The sequence below is a fragment of the Pseudomonas sp. S3_B11 genome (assembly GCF_054667715.1).
In genome coordinates, this window is sequence record NZ_CP162749.1 from 2,393,050 (window position 1) to 2,410,386 (window position 17,337).

A 17,337-nucleotide genomic window follows, 5' to 3' on the forward strand; every position below is an offset into this window, starting at 1 on the left:
TCCAAGGTAGAAAAAACACCACTGCCATAGCTACCCCGCGCTCACTTAGTCATGGGCTGAATGTATTGCTCATGTCGCTGCGGCTGGACAGTTTAGATCGCCTTCACCGATAGCACTTCCATGTACTTGTACCTTTTCTTCCTCGCCGCAGCCTTGGCTTCCTGTTCAGCGAGCAGTGTGCTGAGGGTGCTGACGTCATGGACGAATTCCTCGACTTCTCCTTCATACTCCTTGCTGACATGGAGTATCACGCGAAGCTTAGAAGTCCCAGATCTTGTAGGTTTCGTGGTGGGCGCTGATGGGCGTGATCGCGCTTGGACTTCCTGTCTCGACGAATAGCTGGCGGTTGGAACTGGCGATGCACCGCCAAACAAGGCACGGCGCATATCCTCCTCTGTTAGGTTCTCACTCATCTTGATACCTGGTTGTTACAATTGAAAACGAGTTGTCCTAAGGGCCGTGGCAAGCGGTGAGGAGATCGGAGCGGTTGGTTTAGTTTACCTTTGGAGCGAAGGCCGTACAGCCCCAGCTTTCAAGGCATCCCAGCGGGGCCGCCTCCCCGGCTGAAGTCTGTCTCTCCAAGAATCAGTCCGTGGCAGAACTGATCCCGATCGACGATACCGACGATTCCCTCTTTGGTTGCTGGATTGAACTGGCATACCCTCCAAAAGCCCGCATCACCGAAGTCCACGAAGACTGGAGTACGGGTGTGCCACCGGTGAAATAGCCGACTCCGTCCCCACCATTTCAAATGAGCGAGGCCGTCTTCTCTAAGCGTCCCGCGTGAAAGGTTGAAGATCGATGGATCTAGCTCGCTGCGAGTGCCATCGATGACCCAGACCATTCGTTTGTAGAACTGTTCTCGGGCCGTCACTTCCATGGGAACAATGGTGGAGCGCTGGAACTCGACGACTACACCATGGCTGGTCTTCACGTCGGCGATGTGGCGCTCGCGACTGACAGGATCTTGGTGTGTTACCTCCTGCCACTCCGCTGGAAATCGATTCTTCCATCCACGATGCCAGACCGTCTCATTCTCCCACCAGGGATCGCAGCTCGAGCGTGATCGATGCGCCCAGTGCCAGATCACGTGCTTGCCACATTTGGATATCACTTCCGACTCACAGGATGGGCAAACGCCGCGTAGTTTTGGCTCGGCTTGCACCCTTGTACCGCCTACGAAGGCGTATTTCATCTCGCACTCCCTTGATGAGTAAGCACTCAGGTGTGGGTTGGACTCGTGATCGCAGTCTCCTTCTTTCCACACCAGAGCGACCTTCGAACAAGCGTCTTGGAAAGGTGTAAACCTATTCTCTGAGCTGTAAATCAAAGCAGTTAACAGGTAAACAAATAGGTTTACACCGACTCTGGGCACCGCCGGCGTCGCCTCCCAAATAAGAGCACCACCAAGCTAAGCCAGCGTATTGCTCAGGGTAGTTCAAAGCCTAATTCGGCCAATGCTTGGCGCTCCTTCGGCTTCAGTTTTTTCACCGCCCAGATGAGCATATGCCGGGGGCGGGAGCTTGCAACGTAGGCGAAGCTTGCGGCTTCAGATTTGCGATCAGAGAGCCAGTCGGCCCAATGGGACTCGTGCTTGCCTCGGGTTTTGGAGGATACAACCACGGTGACATCGTGCGTTTCGCCTTTGACCTGGTGAATTGTCTCGTAGCGTAGTGTCTCCGGTGCTCCATCCTGGATCTCCTGGCTTAAAAGGCGTATGGACACCGGTTTGTTGCCCTCTCCACGCTGGGCGACGAGATTAAGCCCTCTCAACTCCTGCAGCTCCTCCCGTATTTCGTCGGGCACGAAGCCTTGATCTGGTAGCTGCCGGAGCGCGAGCTTTGCGGTACGAACCCATGCCGTCCATGTTTGGTTAGCGTCGCCGGCGCCATTGGCGACCAAGAACTGGAGGCTCTGGTGGAGGAATTTGCGCCAGCTCAATTTGGACTCCATTGAGACCGGGCAATAGGGCCCTGCTTTTGTGACTTGTAGCTGGAGCTTCCCCGCCAGCCAGTAGGCAAATGTTCTCACACTCACCTTGAGGTCATTCAGGCTTCCTGAGCTGGCGCCGATGCAGGCGACTGCGAGTAACTCTATGCCTTCGAAGGTCTTCCCGTTGCGCAGCCGTTGGAGGGTCGTATGCCCTCGTGCAACCATCACGACCTTACCGTACTCCGTTGTCAGGGCGCGGATCGTTGGTAGTAGCTCTGACGGACAGCCTACGTACTCGAGAATCTTGGGCTGGATGGAGGCGATTTCAGGATTCCCCGAAACCTTTTCAGTACCGACGATGTTACTGCAGAGGTCGACAATGGCTTGGCCGCTTCGCCAGTTGGTTGTCAGCTCGTACTGCTTGAACTGGAGTGTCTCCATCAATTGGCTGACATTGGCTGGATTCGACCTGCGAAAGCCGTAGATCGACTGATTGAGATCGCCTACGAAGTGGAATTTAACCCCTATCCCGCTGAGCTTGCGTACGATCATCAGTTGTTCGGCGGAGAGATCCTGGCATTCATCCACGATCACCACAGGGAAGCGGCGGGCAACACGCGAGATATAGCCATCGAAGCGACGCTCCTTGAATGCCATGAGCGCCAGCATGTCGATGTCAGCATAGGTCGCGTAACCGGCAAGCCAGAGTCGCCTTTTGGTAGCTACTAAATCAGCTTTGATCTCTCCAGTGATCTCTGCGTCATTGAGCTGCTGATCGAACCTTCGCTCACCCGTCGCAAACTTGAACCGGCCTGCTTCAAGATCGTAGTTGTACCGGCAGGCTGACACGCGGCGACCACAAATCCGCTGCCGGGTCTGGAAGATATCTGCTTCTCTCTCAAGGATCCGAATACGGTAATCGCCCTCCTTGCCTGGATAGCCCGTCAGTTCACTGGCGATGCTGGCCACCAACCTGGTCAACACGAAGCTGTCGAAGGTAGAGATGCAGTGCGGTAAGCCGATCGGCCCGCCCAAGTACTTGTGCACCCTGCTCCGGAGCTCGTCGGTCGCGCTGTTGGAAAATGTTAGAACAGCGATACCCGAAGGCGAACGTGACCACGCCTGAATGGTTTGCGAGACCATCGCAGCCACCACCTCGGTCTTGCCACTACCTGGGCATGCTTTCAGGTAGCTGTGCTGATCAAGCGGCGCCGCGATGTATTCCAACTGCTCCTTGGTAAAGTTCATCGCCCGGCATCCTTCGGCCTCGAGTCTTTAGGCCTGACCTGGGTCATTCGGCTTGTTCCTCGATCCCGCAAGCCCAGAGGATGGCTAAGCGGATGTATTCCGGCACGATGAAGCCATCCCTCACGTTAGCCAGCGCATCCGCAAATGCCTGCGCATAGAACCCCTTGCCAATTGCTTTGGTTTCGATTCGATCAAGCATGTCATTCGCGTACGGCGCCCTCTCCGCTGAACTCATGGTCGAGTAGTCCAGTGCAGCGCGGCTAGTCAGCTCCCTCACCACTCCCCCACCTTGAACAGGCCAGAGACTGGCCGCTGCTGTCGACATCAATCTGAGGTTGTTACCCTCCATCGCAATGTCGTACTCAAAGGTCTTGTACTTACCCACGAACAATCTGCCGAACTGCGATTGGCTGATCGGCGCTATCAACGCCAATGCCGGATTGTCCCCTACCCGGAGGTCATCATCATGGGGAAGGAACGGAACAGGAGCTTCTTTACCGTCCTCCCCCGCAACCGACCGGATAGATTTCGGAGGGTCATTGTCGGTAAGACCTGCACACCTGATCGGGACATTCTCGCCCGCCTGATCACCTGTGACATCGCAAAACAGCTGCATGAAATGATTGAAGTAGATGCCGCCGAGGTTGATCACGGAGACGCCGTAGTCGTCCAGGCAGTTCTTTCCCTCGCCGTAGGGGCGCAGGACAATACGCGCCAGCACTGGCAGCACCATGGCCTCAGCGATTCCTTCCACGAGCAGTGCCCCTTTGGAGAAAAGGAGGTTGGATTTTGTGACGTCCAACCAGCGATCCACAAAACGGCGACTGTTTTCAGGAAGGCCGCACGCGCTGAGTGGTATAGCAACTGGCCTGGTGTCATTGGAGATGTGGATGAGGTGATCCAGGGAGACGGCAGCGGAGATGACAGTCGAGTGCGTGGTGATGATGACCTGAATGCGGCGCTCTTCAGCCACCGTTTTCAAATGCCGAAGCAGGCGTAGTTGAAGCTGAGGATGAAGATGCGCCTCTGGTTCCTCGATCAGCAGGAGCCGCAGATAGGTCTCTTCGCCTCGATCCTCCTCTTCCTCCAGGATCAGTTCAGCCAGGATCGATGCGATGTACAGGAGGTTGTTGTAGCCAAGGCTGTTCTCCTCCAGCGATCGGAATTGGGTCGTGTCAGCCTCGCTGAGATTAGGAAAGTACAAAAGCCGCAATCCCTCCACGATCCGGGAGAAGCTGACCTCGGAGAACTGAATCATGGTGCCCTGAGAGAGATTGAGCCCCAGCGCTGCCTTCAGGTTGTCTCCGATTCGCTGATTGGCTTGTTTGATCGCAAATTCGTCGCTCTGTGAAAGCTCACGATTGAAGTTCCCGACATGCTCTTCCAGCGGATGAAGAGTCTGTGCCCTCCTGGCCGCAGCGAGATCCTTGCGGCAGAGGGCCTTCATGAGTCGAGCAAGGCGGGATTGGCGTCCTTCGCGAAGCTTGTTCTCGGCGTCACGCAGCGGAGGCAAGTAGATGCAATGTATGTAGTCCAGCGTCTCGGACTCAAACGGTTTGGCATGCTCGTGACCCGCGTAGGTGTGGTGCCTGAAGCGCCCGCGAGACTCTTGATTTCGCGCCTCAAAAGTCAGCTTGGCCTCGTCGTGATTTCCACACCAGGATTCGAACGCAATGGCGTCCTGATCATCCAGACCTGAAAACGTCGCCTGAATCTGGATGCTTTCAGCAGCGACCGCGCCCGCCTCAAAACCCCGGTAAAAATCGCGCTCACTGATGATTCGTTTGCCTGACTCCGAGTCGTTGAAGAGCTGACGCACTGCACTGACCACGCCAGTCTTGCCGGCCCCATTCTCTCCCACGAGCACGTTCAGCCCGTCTCGAAACTCGATGGTGAACGGCTCACCAAAGCATTTGAATCCAGTGACATCCAATTGCCGTAGATACATGCGAATCCCTTCTAGTGGCCGGTTACCAATGCAAATGACGTTACGGCCGGACGTATCTGGCCTGCAGGTTCACGCAAACTGATCGTGTGATAGTGGCATTACGGCATAGCCCGTGCAATCTCAGCACCCAGGCTTGGCTTGCGAGGGTGGTTGGTACCGGTCATGAGCGCGACCCAATGCGGCGAGAAGCCTTTGGAACTACTAGCATCAATGCTGATTCTCAAGTTCGAGAGCGCCAGCGATCAAAAGGAGAAAGTCATGGATAACTATCACATCACCAAAACAGACGACGGTTGGGCCCTCAAGAAGGAGGGCGCAGATCATGCCTCCAAGACAGCTGAGACCAAAGCCGAAATCACGGCGGTGGCCAGAGAGTTCCTCGCCGGTAAAAATGCCTCACTGAAGATTCATAAACAGGACGGCAAAATCCAAGAGGAGCGAACCTATCCCCGGAAAGCCGACCCCAAGAAAACCAAGGGCTGAGCACTCGCTCTCCAAAGCCATCACTGGTGGATCTATTGTGACGGGCCAGGCCGCTGTGAATTACACCTATGACGTTGGCAGTCGCCTGACCAGTCTCAGTAACGGCAGTCAGAGCGCGGCGTTTACCTATGACGCGGACAACCGTCGTGCCACCTTGACCTTGCCCAACGGGGTGACCGTCAGTTACGTTAATGATAACGCCGGCCAGTTGATTAACCTCAATTACGCCAAGGGCGGCACGAGCCTTGGTAATTTGAGCTACGGCTACGACAACGCCGGCCAACGAGTGCAGCTTGGCGGCAGCTTGGCCCGCACCACCCTCCCCGGTGCCGTGAGCACCACCAGCTATAATGCGGCTAACCAGTTGACGGCATGGAGCAGTGCCTCCTTGCTATATGACGCCAACGGCAACATGACCAGTGACGGCAGCAATAGCTACACATGGGATTCGCGCCAGCGCTTGAGCACTCTTACGGGCACCATGTCCGGCAGCTTCAGTTATGACGCGGCCAACAGACGAAGCCAGAAGACGATTGCCGGACAGACCACCGGCTATGTTTTCGATGGCCCCAACCTGGTGCAAGAGCTGACCGGTACCGCCCCCCCGACGGTGCAAGCCAACCTCCTCACGGGCGGCCTAGATGAAATATTTAGCCGCACCGAAGCCAGTGGCAGCACTTACAACTACTTGGCTGATGCACTGGGTTCCACCCAGGCGCTCACCGACAGCAGCGGAGCATCCACCACTCAATACACCTATGATCCTTATGGCCAGACCAGCAGCAGCGGCTCCGTCAGTGTTAACAGCCAGCAATACACCGGTCGAGAAAATGATGGCACGGGTCTCTATTACTATCGGGCACGGTATTACTCTCCAAGTTTTGGGCGGTTTATCTCGGGAGATCCGATTGATCTTGCGGGGGGGATTAATACGTACGCATATGTGGGCGGTAACCCTATGAGCTGGGTAGACCCGAACGGTCTCTCATCGGTCAGTTACGACGGCCAAACGCACACTGTCACCATCAGGGATAGCGCTGGAAATACGGTCGGAACCTACCCTGCAAACAATAACACCACGACAACAAGCAACGGGCCTTGGCCAAATGGAACTTATTCTTACAGCGGTTCTAATCCGCATCCAGAGAGCGGTGCCAATGGTCCATATGGCTCGCATGGAATTATTATCTTCAACGTTCCGGGGCGAACAGGAATGGGGCTCCATTCAGGCAGAGCGAATAGCGGTGCACAAAACCATCCGACGCTGGGATGTATCCGAACGACAGACGCGGCTATGGGGTTTGTGCGTAATCTCATAACAACTGACCCAGTAACATCCATGACCGTTATCAATAACAACGCCAACGCCCCTCAGTTTGGTACACAACAGTAGTATGATCGAAAGGGTGATAATCATGATGCTCAGCAGATTTATATGTTCTCGCTCCCTGATCTTCTTGATCTTGCTCTTCGGACTTGGATTGGGATATATGCCATTCTCCCAGGCTTCGGCGTACGGAAAGTGCCCTCCCGAGATGAATAACCGAGCAGCGGGTTTGTTAGTTGAAGCACGCGGAGATTGGTCATCTCTTTTTAAACATCAAAAGGCCTTCGTTTCTTGTGATGATGGTGAGCTTGGCGAAGGCTACTCTGAAGCCGTGGCAAACCTCTTCGCCAGAAGATGGGATCAATTCGATACATTTGTCTCACTGGCAAAAACACACCCTGATTTTCAAAGCTGGGCGATACAGCATATCGATGCGACCGTTTCAGATGACGACCTGAACAGGATCATACTAAATTCCAATACATGCATTAACAATGCAGAGGCGGAAAAATTTTGCGAGATTGTGCGGCAGAGTGCTAAAAATGCTTTGACGGAATCCGCACGTACGCGACAATAACTTTGGTAGGTTACATACCTATATCAGTCGCTATGCGTCAAGTGACAAGGTCCCACAGGAAACAGGGTCGGCTACGCATGAGGTTAAAATACTAAAAATCAAAGCAAAATCATTTCGCAAGCTTGCCTTGAGTTTCAAGTGAAACCAACATCTTTGCAAACGAGTTTATGACAGCCTGGTATTGGCTGTGACCTTAAAGTCACTCTCCCTCTTGGCTTTATTAAATCCAACTAAATACGATGCAATCAAAGGTGAAAGCCTCAAGTGAGATGAGAGCTCTCGGGATTCCAAAAGCGAGGTAAACCCGTAAACTAGTCAATTAAGTCGTTGGCCAAGTAGATTCCAAATCTAGAGCATTGAGAGTTATTGGACGCACGCTAACCATAGTCGCAGCAAGCACTATAGCCACCGCTTCGGTTGTGATGGAGGGGTTTTATGATTGGGGAGTAATAGGAAGGGCTGCCTGGGAAACCACCTCCGCAGGCGATTGCATTTACGCAAAATAAATATGAGGTCAGTATATGACAACCCAAGATGACACTATTCGCAGGCTCGCCATGCAGCGAATTGCAAGTGTATTCAAAATCTCTGTAGATGAATTGACTGAAAGCTCAGTGTTTGGACGCGACCTAAACGCCACTCGCGCTCCTGGTTTCTTTAACCCAAATGAGTGCGATATAATTGAAGGCGACATTCTGGATGTATGCACCAAAGAGGCACGCAAAGCGATAAGCTCTGGAAATTTGACAATTTACACTGTCGGTGATTATTGCAAGCATATGATTGAATGCTACAAAAAGAAACCGAAAGACGTAGTTCAAACATTGAAAGCAAATCCATCCCGACTTTGATTAGGGTAGTTGACATTCGTGCTTGCGCGATAGGCGAAATATGTCCTCTGACAGCCTGTTGCCATCTACGAATCCAAAGGTAAATGATGACAGCGATCAAACGGTTAGAATTGCATTTTAGGCATTGATTGTCGAAATAGGTGCCGCTTTTTTATATTAAATACCGTATTCCGGGAAAGCTTCGGCACGAGGATTATATAGCACACCTGGCTTGGCCTGCTCGAGGCTGACAACTTCGAGCAGCAAGCAGCAGTACGAGCGTTGCATCAGTGAGATTTATTCCAACCCCAGTAGTTAAGCAGGGCAATACATCGTTAGGCCGCTGTGGTTTAGATTTCTGCTATGCGTCCATCCAGTGTCTGCCAGATGAAGCACCGTGTCGTAGATATTCACATCCTTGATGGCTGCGTGACGCTACCAGAAAAAGAGCGCCCTCGTCGGGGGGATGGTACCCAAGAAACGACGGCACAGCCCCAGCCCATCTTCCCCAGGTTGAACGAGTAAAACATCCGCTCCCACCCACTTGATAACTGTCTCATCGTGCCGCGATCCCCCGCCGGCCAATACAAAAATTTTGCTGTCGGTCAGACAGCGCAGCTAATTTTTGAAGCGAACCGGCCGATACTAGCCGGCGGTCGGCCAAATTAAATGCCTCTGGCGGCGAAAAAACCACCGGACAGTTTGTCTAGACCGTACCTTAATAGCTGATGCAAGAAGGCCAATCTGTGTACCTACATCGTTGGAGCTACATCCTACTAATTTGTTTGCTGCCACAATTGAGCCTGGCCAGCACACTGCATATCGATCCTCGTGGCGAGAGCCTTTATCAGGAAGCTCTCCCATACCTGCTACAAGCGAATGACAAGCTTGAAGCAGTGACAGCCGATACCCCAACGACAAGCGAGGAGGAAAGGCAGCGCTCCCTCACCCTAGCCGAAGAAGGAGGTGCGCTACTCAAGCCAGCTTTTACCTTGCTTGAACAAGCAGCGGCCCTTGATCATCCCGTGGCCCAATATCGTCTCGGATTGATTTACGCGATGCTATCTCCGAGCGAAGTGATCAAAGAGAAAGCTTGCCCCTTGTTCGAACGAAGCCTCGCCCAAGGCTTTGCTCCACCAGCACTTGAAATTGCCTCCTGGTGCTTGGCGTTTACCGATACGCCCGAGTACCAAAAAGCCTTGCAAGCCATAGAAACCAGCATGCCGCTTTACGAAAAATATTTTCCACAGCCTGTTGTCAGGCTTGAGTGCAAGCGTGAGGAACCGGTCGGCTTCGCCATGCAGTGGGGCAACGGTCGTGATTATCAAGCTGAGATCTACCGTTTACAGGGCGACAGCAATCGTGCGCGGCGCTTGGAGTATTACCAGAAGGCCATCGATACCAATGACTGTTACAGGGCCAAACGACGCATGGAATATCTTAAATAGTTCCGCCTCGTACTGCATCGCGATCCAGACGTCCACCGAGAAGTCCACCTGCTCGGGCAGCAAGCGCGCCAGCGCATGACGGCGCGCCAGTTGGCTTGAGTACACGCCAATGCCCAGCCCTGAGCGGAGCGCTGCGAATTGGGCCAGGTGATCGTCGCTGCGAAATACCGCATGTTCCCCTGTACAGGCAAAGCCCTGTTGTGCCTGGAACGCCTGCTCCGCCAGGTTGCGGTCCGGTCCGATAACTGGGTATTCGCTCAGTTCCTTTGCGCATCGAGGCCATCCTCGGTGCTCGAGTAGCCCCGCCGTAGCATACAGGCCCACGCGCAAATCGCCCACATGCCGAGTGACGACGAAGGCCTCGGCTGGGCGACGAATGCGTACGGCCTGCCAGGAGAACAGAGATCTATGACAGGCTGTATCCTACCCTCCAGTCGACCGATAAGGTCGAAGACGGCCTTCGCTTCCCCCTCGTTCTCATCATCCACTGCATTCTAAACCGCACTTCACCATTGATAGCTCAAGGCCACCAGTCGATAATCACCCCTTCTAAAAAAGCACATAAGGATTTGCTGTGAAGAAGCTCTACTTGGCTCTACCGTTCTGCGCGCTGCTGCTACAAGGTTGTGGTGTGACCATGACCCGCTATGAACCCAACTTTCAGAACGTTCAGCAGCTCAAGAAAAATGCACCCATGCAGCCCTTGCGCGAGACGCAGGTGAATGCGGATTCAGGTCAAGGGTCGCTGATGGTGCGCCTGAACCCGATTTCGTCGCCCGAGGGCAGCGTTCCACTGCACATCCAGGCCGCGATCAACGATGAGCTCCGCCAGGCGGGTCTGTTGGACCCTCGGGCTGATCGGCAGCTGCAGGTTCAGTTGGTCAAGAGCCAGCTCACCGCAGGCATGAGCAGCGGCCATGGCGAAGTGGCTGCGCGCTTCACGCTGCGTAAAGGTGATCAGGTTTTATACGAAACCACTAAAGACGTGCAGCGTGATTGGGACAGCAGTTTCTTCGGTCCGATCGCCATTCCGGCGGCCGCGAACAACTACAACCCAATGGTGCAAGACCTGCTCAAGAGCTTGTACAACGACCCGCAGTTCACTCAAGCGTTGAAGTAATTAAAAAAAGAGCCGCGATTGCGGCTCTTTTTCTATCGGTGTCAGCCCCGTGGAATGCGGGTGTCGACAGCGGAGTATTTTATGCGGTTGTTGTCGACCCAGTTCTTCAACAGAGCATTGACCTGGCGGTTGAAGGTGTCGGTGATGGCCGCCTTGGGCGTATTACCTGCCAGGGGCAGGAACCAGATGCCCATCCAGGTGTTGATCGCATCATGATTGCTGGCCTTGCCCAACGGCTGGCCCTGCTCGTCCAGGGTTTCCAGGCTCATGGTGTACTGGTCGGTTGCCAACGCAGGAATGATCGTGAACGTGAAGCCACTGAGGAACGCCAGGACCATTTGCCCACCGCCCGGCGCATGGTTATAGACCTTCAAACGAAGATTGTAATCGCCTGGTTGCTTCTGGAATTCGTCAAAGACCACGCGCCCAAAAAGCCCTGACTCATCGAAGGTCCGCTTCAGATCCGGCTTGAGCATGTCGCGAGCCTGCGGCACCTCGGTGGCCTTGGCATTGTCGGGGTCGCCCTGATAGAAATCGAAATCGACATAGACGTTCGGCTTGTTCGAGTAGCCGGCCATTGAAGGCAGATTCACGGGGGCTACTTCATCTTTGGTGAAACTGGCGCATCCACTCAGGCTCAAGGCCAGGGCTAGGCCTATGGCTTTTGCAAATTGCATATCGACTTCCTTGCGTAATTTGGACTAATGCCGCTCACAGAGAGGGGGACGAATTCTAGCGGGATCCGTTTAAAAGCAAAAGGCTATCATCTGATTGCACACACGCCGCTTCGCGATTACCTGACACGCTCAAAGACGATGTGAACCTTCGCCCCATCCGGGCGGCGAAAATCTTCTACCATCCGGTTGCCATCGACCTTCAACTGCAGGTCGTCCCGGGTGCGCACAGCGCCTACCCAGTTCGGGAACGTAGCCCCTTCGACAGTGTTGCCCGTGAACTCACCGTTCTGGTCGACGGTATATCGCCCGAAAAAACCGATGCCCCCCGCCATCGCGGCCCGGTTTTCCTCATCGGTGCCTTCGCCACGAACGTTGGATCGAAACGCTGGCACGCGTGGATCCGTGAGTACTTCGACAAACGTCAGCTCTGGCGTGAAGACGAGCCAACCATGAGGATCGGGGCCATAAGCATTCGATCTACTGCCCTGGCTCTCAACGGTTGCACTGACCATGCGCCATGTCCCGACCACGGAATTTTCTTTGCCCGCAAACGCTGTGGAGAACGCCGAGAAGGCAATGGCTGCTACGACTGCCAGTAGCGTATTTTTCAGACTCATCCGCTTCACCTTTCCTCGCCGCAACGACGCGGCAGACAATAGAGTGGGTTTCATTCTGGTCGGCACGGTCTTCATGCCCTGGCCGAGATGGCCGCCAAGCGTAGCTCCCGCAAAGTGGCATTATCCGCCCTCCTCCCCAGTTGCCAGCCCAAGTAACCCCACAGCAGTGCGCAACAGGCGCCGATTATCGCGGCCGGGCCGGCGCCTTGTCCCAGGAGGTCGAGCAGGCTCTTGGCCCAGCCGCTCATGGCGTCACCTGCGCGATAAACCACGGTGTCGATGAAGTTCTTGGCCGTGTATTTACTCTCGGCATCCAGCGGCGCGAACAGCATTTCCCTGCCCGGCCGGACGAACGCGTATTCGCCGATCCGTCGCACGATCATCACCGCCGCCAGTAGAGCGAACCCCGGCGCCAACGCCAGGCCGAGGAAGCCGATGCACATGAGCAGCGGCACGACGGCCAACAACGCACGCACCCCCAACTTCGGCGCGATGCGGCCGGTGATGAACAACTGGGACAGCAACGCACCGGCCTGCACGATGATGTCGATGGTGCCGAAGATGCGTACCTGCGCCTGGCGATCCGGATAGTGCTCGGCCACCAGGCGCGCCTGTTCGAAATAGAGAAAGGTGCTGACTGTCGCCAACAGCACCACGAAGCCGGCGATTCCCAGCAAGTAAGGTGACTTGAGCACCGCCGTCAAACCGCTGAACGGATTACCGTGCAATGGTTGCCGAGGGCTTTGCGTCGGTGCGGCGCCGGGGCGGCCGGCTCCGCCCGTTTCGCGCCACCGCATCAGTGCTCGTTTCAACACCAGCGTGGCACCGATCAACAGGGCCGCCAGCAGCATCAACCCCGAGGCGCCGAGGGGACCGATGAGCAGCGCGCTCAGGGTCGGCCCCAGCAGGCCGCCGACGCTGGCGCCCGCAGCGATGAAGGCGAACAGGCGCTTGGCCTGCTCACTGTCGAATACATCCGCCATCAAGCTCCAGGCCACGGATACGACGAACAAGTTATAAACCGATATCCAGACGTAAAAGACCCGGGCCACCAAGACACTGTCCGGCTGGAACTGGAACAGCTCGACGAACATCAGCAGGTTGAAACCGAAGAAACCGTACACCCAGTCGATCAGGCGCAGGCGCGGCACCCGTGAACTGAGCCAGGCGAACAACGGCACGGCTGCCAGCATGACCAGGAAGGTCGCGGTAAACAGCCATTGCAGATTCTCCACCCCCGCCGCGATGCCCATCGATTCACGGATTGGGCGCAGCATGAAGTAACCGGTGAAGAGACAAAGGAACAGCAGGAACCCGCACAGCGCCGGACGCAACTCGCCGTCACGGGCGTTGAGGGCGAGACTCAGCCGGTGCAAATAGGAAGGCGCACTCATAAGGGACTCCGGAGAAACGGCAACAAGACAAAGGTCAAGCGCGGGACGGACGCCCGCGCCCAGGGTTGCATCAGCGATAGGTCACGCCGGTCAAACGCTCGGAGACAACCCAGAGCCGCTCGGCATCCGCCTCCGTGCTCGCGGCGGGCGGTGTCTTGGCGAACCCCAACGGACCGCGTCTTTCATCGTCACCGGTCGGGCCGTAATAAGCCCCACCCACGGCTTGCGCAGCCGTGGCGGCATACAAGGTGGGCAACGCCCCTTGTGCCGCTGAGTGGTACGCGTCACGGTCCTTTGCCCAGCGCCGACCGAACTCGCTGTCGAGGCCTGGCCCCCGTGCGACCAACTCGGTAACGGCAACGCCGGGATGCGCCGCCATGCTGCGAATGCCCCAGTTTTCGGCATCACTGCGCCGCTGCAAGGCAAATGCCCAGTGCAAGACGGCCAGTTTCGATTGCGCGTAGGCGGCGTACGGGTCGTACTTCTGCTCGCTCTGAAGATCATCAAGATTCATCGCGCCGCGCGCCGCAGCAATGCTGGACAGGCTTACCACGCGGGCATCCTCGCTTTGACGCAAGAGCGGCACCAACAGGCCGGTCAGCGCGAAGTGCCCCAGGTAGTTGGTGGCCAACTGAAGTTCAAAGCCATCGGCGGACGTGCCTCGCTCGGGCGGCGCCATGACGGCGGCATTGTTGATCAACACATCGAGGCGCGGCAGTCGCTGATGGAGACGCTGGGCCAGGCCGCGCACCGATGAAAGATCAGCCAGGTCCACGTTCTCGAACTGCACCTTGGCGTCGGGCTCGGACTCGCGGATACGCGCAATGGCCTGTGCGCCGCGCTCCGGGTTGCGCGCGGCGATGATGACCTCGGCGCCGGCACGCGCCAAGGCCAGCGCATCCTCGTAGCCCATGCCACTGGTACCACCGGTGATCAGGACAATTCGACCTTTTTGGGACGGTATGTCGCCGGTCGACCAGTCTGGTTTCGGTGCAACGCGAGTGGAGGCTTCGATACTCACCGCACTGAGCAGCGCGACGCCCGCAGCGAGGATTCGAGCCAGTCTTCCAAGCTGGCTCATGCGGCCAATGGTGGGTGTTGTTGTGCTATTCCACATGGTGATGGTCCCTGTCTGAAGAAATGAACCGGCATCGCCGGACGGTCACTGTGTCGAGCACGCCTCAGCCAACTGCAGAAAGCTGACGTGTTTCTTTACCCCTTGGGTGTTCAAGTAGGTCATCTTGGCTGGCACGACCTCGCATACCGGCGATGTCGCCGCCTCGATATGAATGACCCTGGCAATGTCCAGCGGCATGCCATATTCGTAGGCCGGAAGCTGCGATTGTTCTTTGGCGAGCAGCGGTGAACCGCTCAAGGAGATGACTGCCAGCAGGCCGGCAATCGACAGGTTTCGAATGTTCATAGTGGGCTCCACGACACTGTCCTCGTTGGGATGGTCGTAGCACTCTAGGCGGGGGCGACTGACGTCAAGGTGACTGCTGGCTGACGGGAAGATGTCAAACGCGGGCAGACTTTACTCGCAGGCGACGACTAAGGCGCCGCCTGGTTCATCAAGGAGAATCCGAAGGTGTTGAGCCCATTTTCGCTGTGGGCAAACACGCGGCCACCGTGCATGGACGCCACCGCCCGCACGATGGAAAGGCCCAGGCCATGGTGCGCATCGCTTCGCGCCCTGGCGGTGTCGGCGCGATAGAAACGCTCGAACAAACGCTCCAGGTGCGAATTGTCGATGGGCTCTCCGGCATTGGAAACGCTCACCTCGACCTGCATGCCGTGGTTGACCAGGCTCACCGTGATCGTGCTGGTCGGCACAGCGTAGCGCGCCGCGTTCTGTATCAGATTAGCCAGGGAGCGGTGAAAAAGGCGTCGGTCGATGCACACGCGCATGTCACCTTGGATCACCACGCCCAGCTGTTTGTCGTGCAAGACCGGCTCCAGATACTCCACCGTTTTCAACGCCTCTTCATAAAGCGAGACATCACTGAGCTCGGTTGCCCGTTGCCCGCTCTCGGCCCCCGCCAGGAACAGCATGTCGTTGACGATGGTGCCCATCCGTTCCAGCTCTTCGAGGTTCGACTGCAGCAGATCCTGCAGCTCACCCACATCGCGCCCGTGGGCCAATGCCACCTGGGTCTGTCCGATCAGATTGGTCAAGGGCGTTCGCAGCTCATGGGCCACATTGGCATTGAACCCTTCGAGCTGACACCAGGCCGCTTCCTGGCGAGCCAGGGCACCGTTGAACGACACCGCCAGCTCCTGCAATTCGCCAGGCAGCGCCTCGGTGTCCAGTCGCTGCTTCGAATCTCCCGGCGGCAGGCTATTGGCTTGACGGCTCAGTCGTCTCACCGGCCCCAGGCCGAAACGCGCGATCCAGTAACCGAGCAGCGCAACCAGCCCGATGCCCAACGCCGAGGTCAGGATCAAAATCTTGGTGAAGTGGTCCAGGGTCTTCAGAAACGGCGTTGAATCCAGCCCCACGATAAAACGCAGTTCCGGACGGTTGCCCATGGCGGGAATGGTCTTGAGCAACGCCATCATGGGCCGCTCTCGGTCAGGCAGGTCGAGGGTAAACAGTCCATCGGAGCGCTTCGACCAATCCTGGCCGTCCGGCATCGCCCCGCCGTAGCTGAAGGCGGGGTCGTCAACCAGGATCCAATAGCGGACCCGTTCATCCGCAGGCGTCAGGCCGTCGAGCTTCTGGCGCAAACCGACCCAGAACGTCGGCGAATCGTATTTGGCGAGCACCGGGTCGAGCACGGAATGGCGCAGGATCAGCTCGTTCTGCATCTGCTCATCGAGCGATTGCTTCAAGGAACAGCGCAACAGCGTCGCACTGATCGACATGATCAGCAGGACAGCGAGGGCGAACATCAGGGCAAGCCGCTTGGCGATCGATCTTTTCATCAAGGCGTTCCACTTTGCCTGCCATCGACCTCACGGCTTTCCAGCACATACCCCATGCCACGGACGGTATGCAGCAGCTTGCGCGGATACGGGGCATCTACCTTGGCGCGAACGCGCTTGATCGCAACCTCGACCACGTTGGCATCACTGTCGAAATTCATGTCCCAGACCTGCTCCGCAATCATCAACTTGGAAAGAATTTCGCCCTGATGCCGCGCCAACAGGCTCAACAGGGAGAACTCCTTGGCCGTCAGGTCCAGCCGCAGCCCGCCCCGGGTCACCTTGCGCGCTTGCAGATCGACCTCCAGGTCGTCGATGCGCAAATGCGTCAGGTCAACCGTGTCACCGGCGCGACGACGGATCAAGGCCTGGACACGTGCGACAAGTTCGGCAAACGAAAAAGGCTTGCCCAGGTAATCATCGGCGCCCTCGCGCAGTCCTCGAATGCGGTCATCCACCGTCCCCCTGGCCGACAACATGATGACCGGGGTTTTCTTGTGCAGGCGCAGGCCTTGCAGCACGTCGTAGCCGTCCTTGCCCGGCAACATAACATCCAGGATCACCACGTCGTAATCCCATTCCAGCGCGTAATGCAGGCCATCGATGCCATTCGTGGCAACGTCGACAATGTAGCCGAGTTCGGTCAAGCCACGATGGACGTAGGAGGAGGTTTTTTCTTCGTCCTCGACAATGAGCAAACGCATCGGGTAACGCCTCTCTGAAACGGTGCCACAAATTGGGAGATCAAATAGTCGATCCCGATGTTTGGCTTGGTGCTGATGCTTCAAGCCCCCCTGCAAGATCGCCTGGA

General features: G+C 56.4%; 18 protein-coding genes. 6 read left to right on the forward strand and 12 right to left on the reverse strand.

What is annotated here, in order from left to right:
• Positions 1–92: 92 nt before the first annotated feature.
• From AB4O22_RS11000 to AB4O22_RS11015, 4 genes are all read right to left on the reverse strand, one after another.
• Positions 93–413: a hypothetical protein gene (locus AB4O22_RS11000; protein ID WP_460096311.1), complete on the reverse strand. Its 321-nt coding sequence runs from the start codon at positions 411–413 to the stop codon at positions 93–95.
• 119 nt (positions 414–532) lie between these two features.
• On the reverse strand, positions 533–1,195 hold the full coding sequence (locus tag AB4O22_RS11005) for a competence protein CoiA (RefSeq protein ID WP_460096312.1): 663 nt from the start codon (positions 1,193–1,195) through the stop codon (positions 533–535).
• A gap of 233 nt (positions 1,196–1,428) precedes the next feature.
• On the reverse strand, positions 1,429–3,180 hold the full coding sequence (locus tag AB4O22_RS11010; protein WP_460105618.1) for a UvrD-helicase domain-containing protein: 1,752 nt from the start codon (positions 3,178–3,180) through the stop codon (positions 1,429–1,431).
• A gap of 43 nt (positions 3,181–3,223) precedes the next feature.
• Entirely contained in the window at positions 3,224–5,128 is a 1,905-nt protein-coding gene (locus tag AB4O22_RS11015; RefSeq protein ID WP_460096314.1) for an ATP-dependent nuclease, read from the reverse strand.
• Between the two features lie 258 nt (positions 5,129–5,386).
• Here AB4O22_RS11015 and AB4O22_RS11020 point away from each other — a divergent pair, with 258 nt between their 5' ends.
• From AB4O22_RS11020 to AB4O22_RS11040, 5 genes are all read left to right on the forward strand, one after another.
• A complete protein-coding gene (locus AB4O22_RS11020) occupies positions 5,387–5,611 on the forward strand; it encodes a DUF2188 domain-containing protein (protein WP_460097811.1) in 225 nt (74 codons plus the stop codon).
• A gap of 55 nt (positions 5,612–5,666) precedes the next feature.
• Positions 5,667–7,004, forward strand: a complete 1,338-nt coding sequence (locus AB4O22_RS11025) for an RHS repeat-associated core domain-containing protein (RefSeq protein WP_460096315.1) — start codon at positions 5,667–5,669, stop codon at positions 7,002–7,004.
• Positions 7,005–7,026: 22 nt separating this feature from the next.
• Positions 7,027–7,515: a hypothetical protein gene (locus AB4O22_RS11030; protein WP_223472304.1), complete on the forward strand. Its 489-nt coding sequence runs from the start codon at positions 7,027–7,029 to the stop codon at positions 7,513–7,515.
• A 521-nt stretch (positions 7,516–8,036) separates the two neighbouring features.
• The gene (locus AB4O22_RS11035; RefSeq protein WP_223472303.1) at positions 8,037–8,366 is read left to right on the forward strand and encodes a hypothetical protein; all 330 of its coding nucleotides are present in this window, start codon (positions 8,037–8,039) and stop codon (positions 8,364–8,366) included.
• A gap of 725 nt (positions 8,367–9,091) precedes the next feature.
• Positions 9,092–9,793, forward strand: coding sequence for a hypothetical protein (locus AB4O22_RS11040; protein ID WP_460096316.1), 702 nt, complete (start codon positions 9,092–9,094; stop codon positions 9,791–9,793).
• Here the strand turns inward: AB4O22_RS11040 and AB4O22_RS11045 are convergent.
• On the reverse strand, positions 9,689–10,195 hold the full coding sequence (locus tag AB4O22_RS11045; RefSeq protein WP_460158254.1) for a LysR substrate-binding domain-containing protein: 507 nt from the start codon (positions 10,193–10,195) through the stop codon (positions 9,689–9,691). The two genes, AB4O22_RS11040 and AB4O22_RS11045, sit on opposite strands and share 105 nt — an antisense overlap.
• A gap of 172 nt (positions 10,196–10,367) precedes the next feature.
• Between AB4O22_RS11045 and AB4O22_RS11050 the strand changes: the two genes are divergently transcribed.
• Positions 10,368–10,913 carry a hypothetical protein gene (locus AB4O22_RS11050; RefSeq protein ID WP_024618963.1) on the forward strand — a complete coding sequence of 182 codons (546 nt, stop codon included), beginning with the start codon at positions 10,368–10,370 and terminating at the stop codon, positions 10,911–10,913.
• A 41-nt stretch (positions 10,914–10,954) separates the two neighbouring features.
• Here the strand turns inward: AB4O22_RS11050 and AB4O22_RS11055 are convergent, their stop codons facing one another.
• From AB4O22_RS11055 to AB4O22_RS11085, 7 genes are all read right to left on the reverse strand, one after another.
• On the reverse strand, positions 10,955–11,590 hold the full coding sequence (locus AB4O22_RS11055; RefSeq protein WP_223472301.1) for a hypothetical protein: 636 nt from the start codon (positions 11,588–11,590) through the stop codon (positions 10,955–10,957).
• A gap of 116 nt (positions 11,591–11,706) precedes the next feature.
• Positions 11,707–12,207, reverse strand: coding sequence for a lipocalin-like domain-containing protein (locus AB4O22_RS11060; protein ID WP_460096318.1), 501 nt, complete (start codon positions 12,205–12,207; stop codon positions 11,707–11,709).
• 71 nt (positions 12,208–12,278) lie between these two features.
• Positions 12,279–13,601 (reverse strand): NTP/NDP exchange transporter, encoded by a 1,323-nt coding sequence (locus AB4O22_RS11065; protein WP_460096319.1) that lies wholly within the window; start codon positions 13,599–13,601, stop codon positions 12,279–12,281.
• A gap of 70 nt (positions 13,602–13,671) precedes the next feature.
• Entirely contained in the window at positions 13,672–14,718 is a 1,047-nt protein-coding gene (locus tag AB4O22_RS11070) for an oxidoreductase (RefSeq protein ID WP_460096320.1), read from the reverse strand.
• A gap of 45 nt (positions 14,719–14,763) precedes the next feature.
• A complete protein-coding gene (locus AB4O22_RS11075; RefSeq protein ID WP_027913078.1) occupies positions 14,764–15,024 on the reverse strand; it encodes a DUF2790 domain-containing protein in 261 nt (86 codons plus the stop codon).
• Positions 15,025–15,152: 128 nt separating this feature from the next.
• Positions 15,153–16,526 (reverse strand): heavy metal sensor histidine kinase, encoded by a 1,374-nt coding sequence (locus tag AB4O22_RS11080; RefSeq protein WP_460096321.1) that lies wholly within the window; start codon positions 16,524–16,526, stop codon positions 15,153–15,155.
• Positions 16,526–17,230, reverse strand: a complete 705-nt coding sequence (locus AB4O22_RS11085; RefSeq protein ID WP_214510414.1) for a heavy metal response regulator transcription factor — start codon at positions 17,228–17,230, stop codon at positions 16,526–16,528. The genes AB4O22_RS11080 and AB4O22_RS11085 overlap by 1 nt, the downstream gene beginning before the upstream one ends.
• Positions 17,231–17,337 lie beyond the last annotated feature (107 nt).

Bases quoted from the DNA above. Each gene is read 5' to 3' on its own strand.
- AB4O22_RS11035 (WP_223472303.1), top strand. From the start codon at position 8,037: ATGACAACCCAAGATGACACTATTCGCAGGCTCGCCATGCAGCGAATT.
- AB4O22_RS11070 (WP_460096320.1), bottom strand. From the start codon at position 14,718: ATGTGGAATAGCACAACAACACCCACCATTGGCCGCATGAGCCAGCTT.
- AB4O22_RS11015 (WP_460096314.1), bottom strand. From the start codon at position 5,128: ATGTATCTACGGCAATTGGATGTCACTGGATTCAAATGCTTTGGTGAG.
- AB4O22_RS11010 (WP_460105618.1), bottom strand. From the start codon at position 3,180: ATGAACTTTACCAAGGAGCAGTTGGAATACATCGCGGCGCCGCTTGAT.
- AB4O22_RS11080 (WP_460096321.1), bottom strand. From the start codon at position 16,526: ATGAAAAGATCGATCGCCAAGCGGCTTGCCCTGATGTTCGCCCTCGCT.
- AB4O22_RS11085 (WP_214510414.1), bottom strand. From the start codon at position 17,230: ATGCGTTTGCTCATTGTCGAGGACGAAGAAAAAACCTCCTCCTACGTC.
- AB4O22_RS11055 (WP_223472301.1), bottom strand. From the start codon at position 11,590: ATGCAATTTGCAAAAGCCATAGGCCTAGCCCTGGCCTTGAGCCTGAGT.
- AB4O22_RS11020 (WP_460097811.1), top strand. From the start codon at position 5,387: ATGGATAACTATCACATCACCAAAACAGACGACGGTTGGGCCCTCAAG.
- AB4O22_RS11060 (WP_460096318.1), bottom strand. From the start codon at position 12,207: ATGAGTCTGAAAAATACGCTACTGGCAGTCGTAGCAGCCATTGCCTTC.
- AB4O22_RS11030 (WP_223472304.1), top strand. From the start codon at position 7,027: ATGATGCTCAGCAGATTTATATGTTCTCGCTCCCTGATCTTCTTGATC.
- AB4O22_RS11000 (WP_460096311.1), bottom strand. From the start codon at position 413: ATGAGTGAGAACCTAACAGAGGAGGATATGCGCCGTGCCTTGTTTGGC.
- AB4O22_RS11065 (WP_460096319.1), bottom strand. From the start codon at position 13,601: ATGAGTGCGCCTTCCTATTTGCACCGGCTGAGTCTCGCCCTCAACGCC.
- AB4O22_RS11075 (WP_027913078.1), bottom strand. From the start codon at position 15,024: ATGAACATTCGAAACCTGTCGATTGCCGGCCTGCTGGCAGTCATCTCC.
- AB4O22_RS11005 (WP_460096312.1), bottom strand. From the start codon at position 1,195: ATGAAATACGCCTTCGTAGGCGGTACAAGGGTGCAAGCCGAGCCAAAA.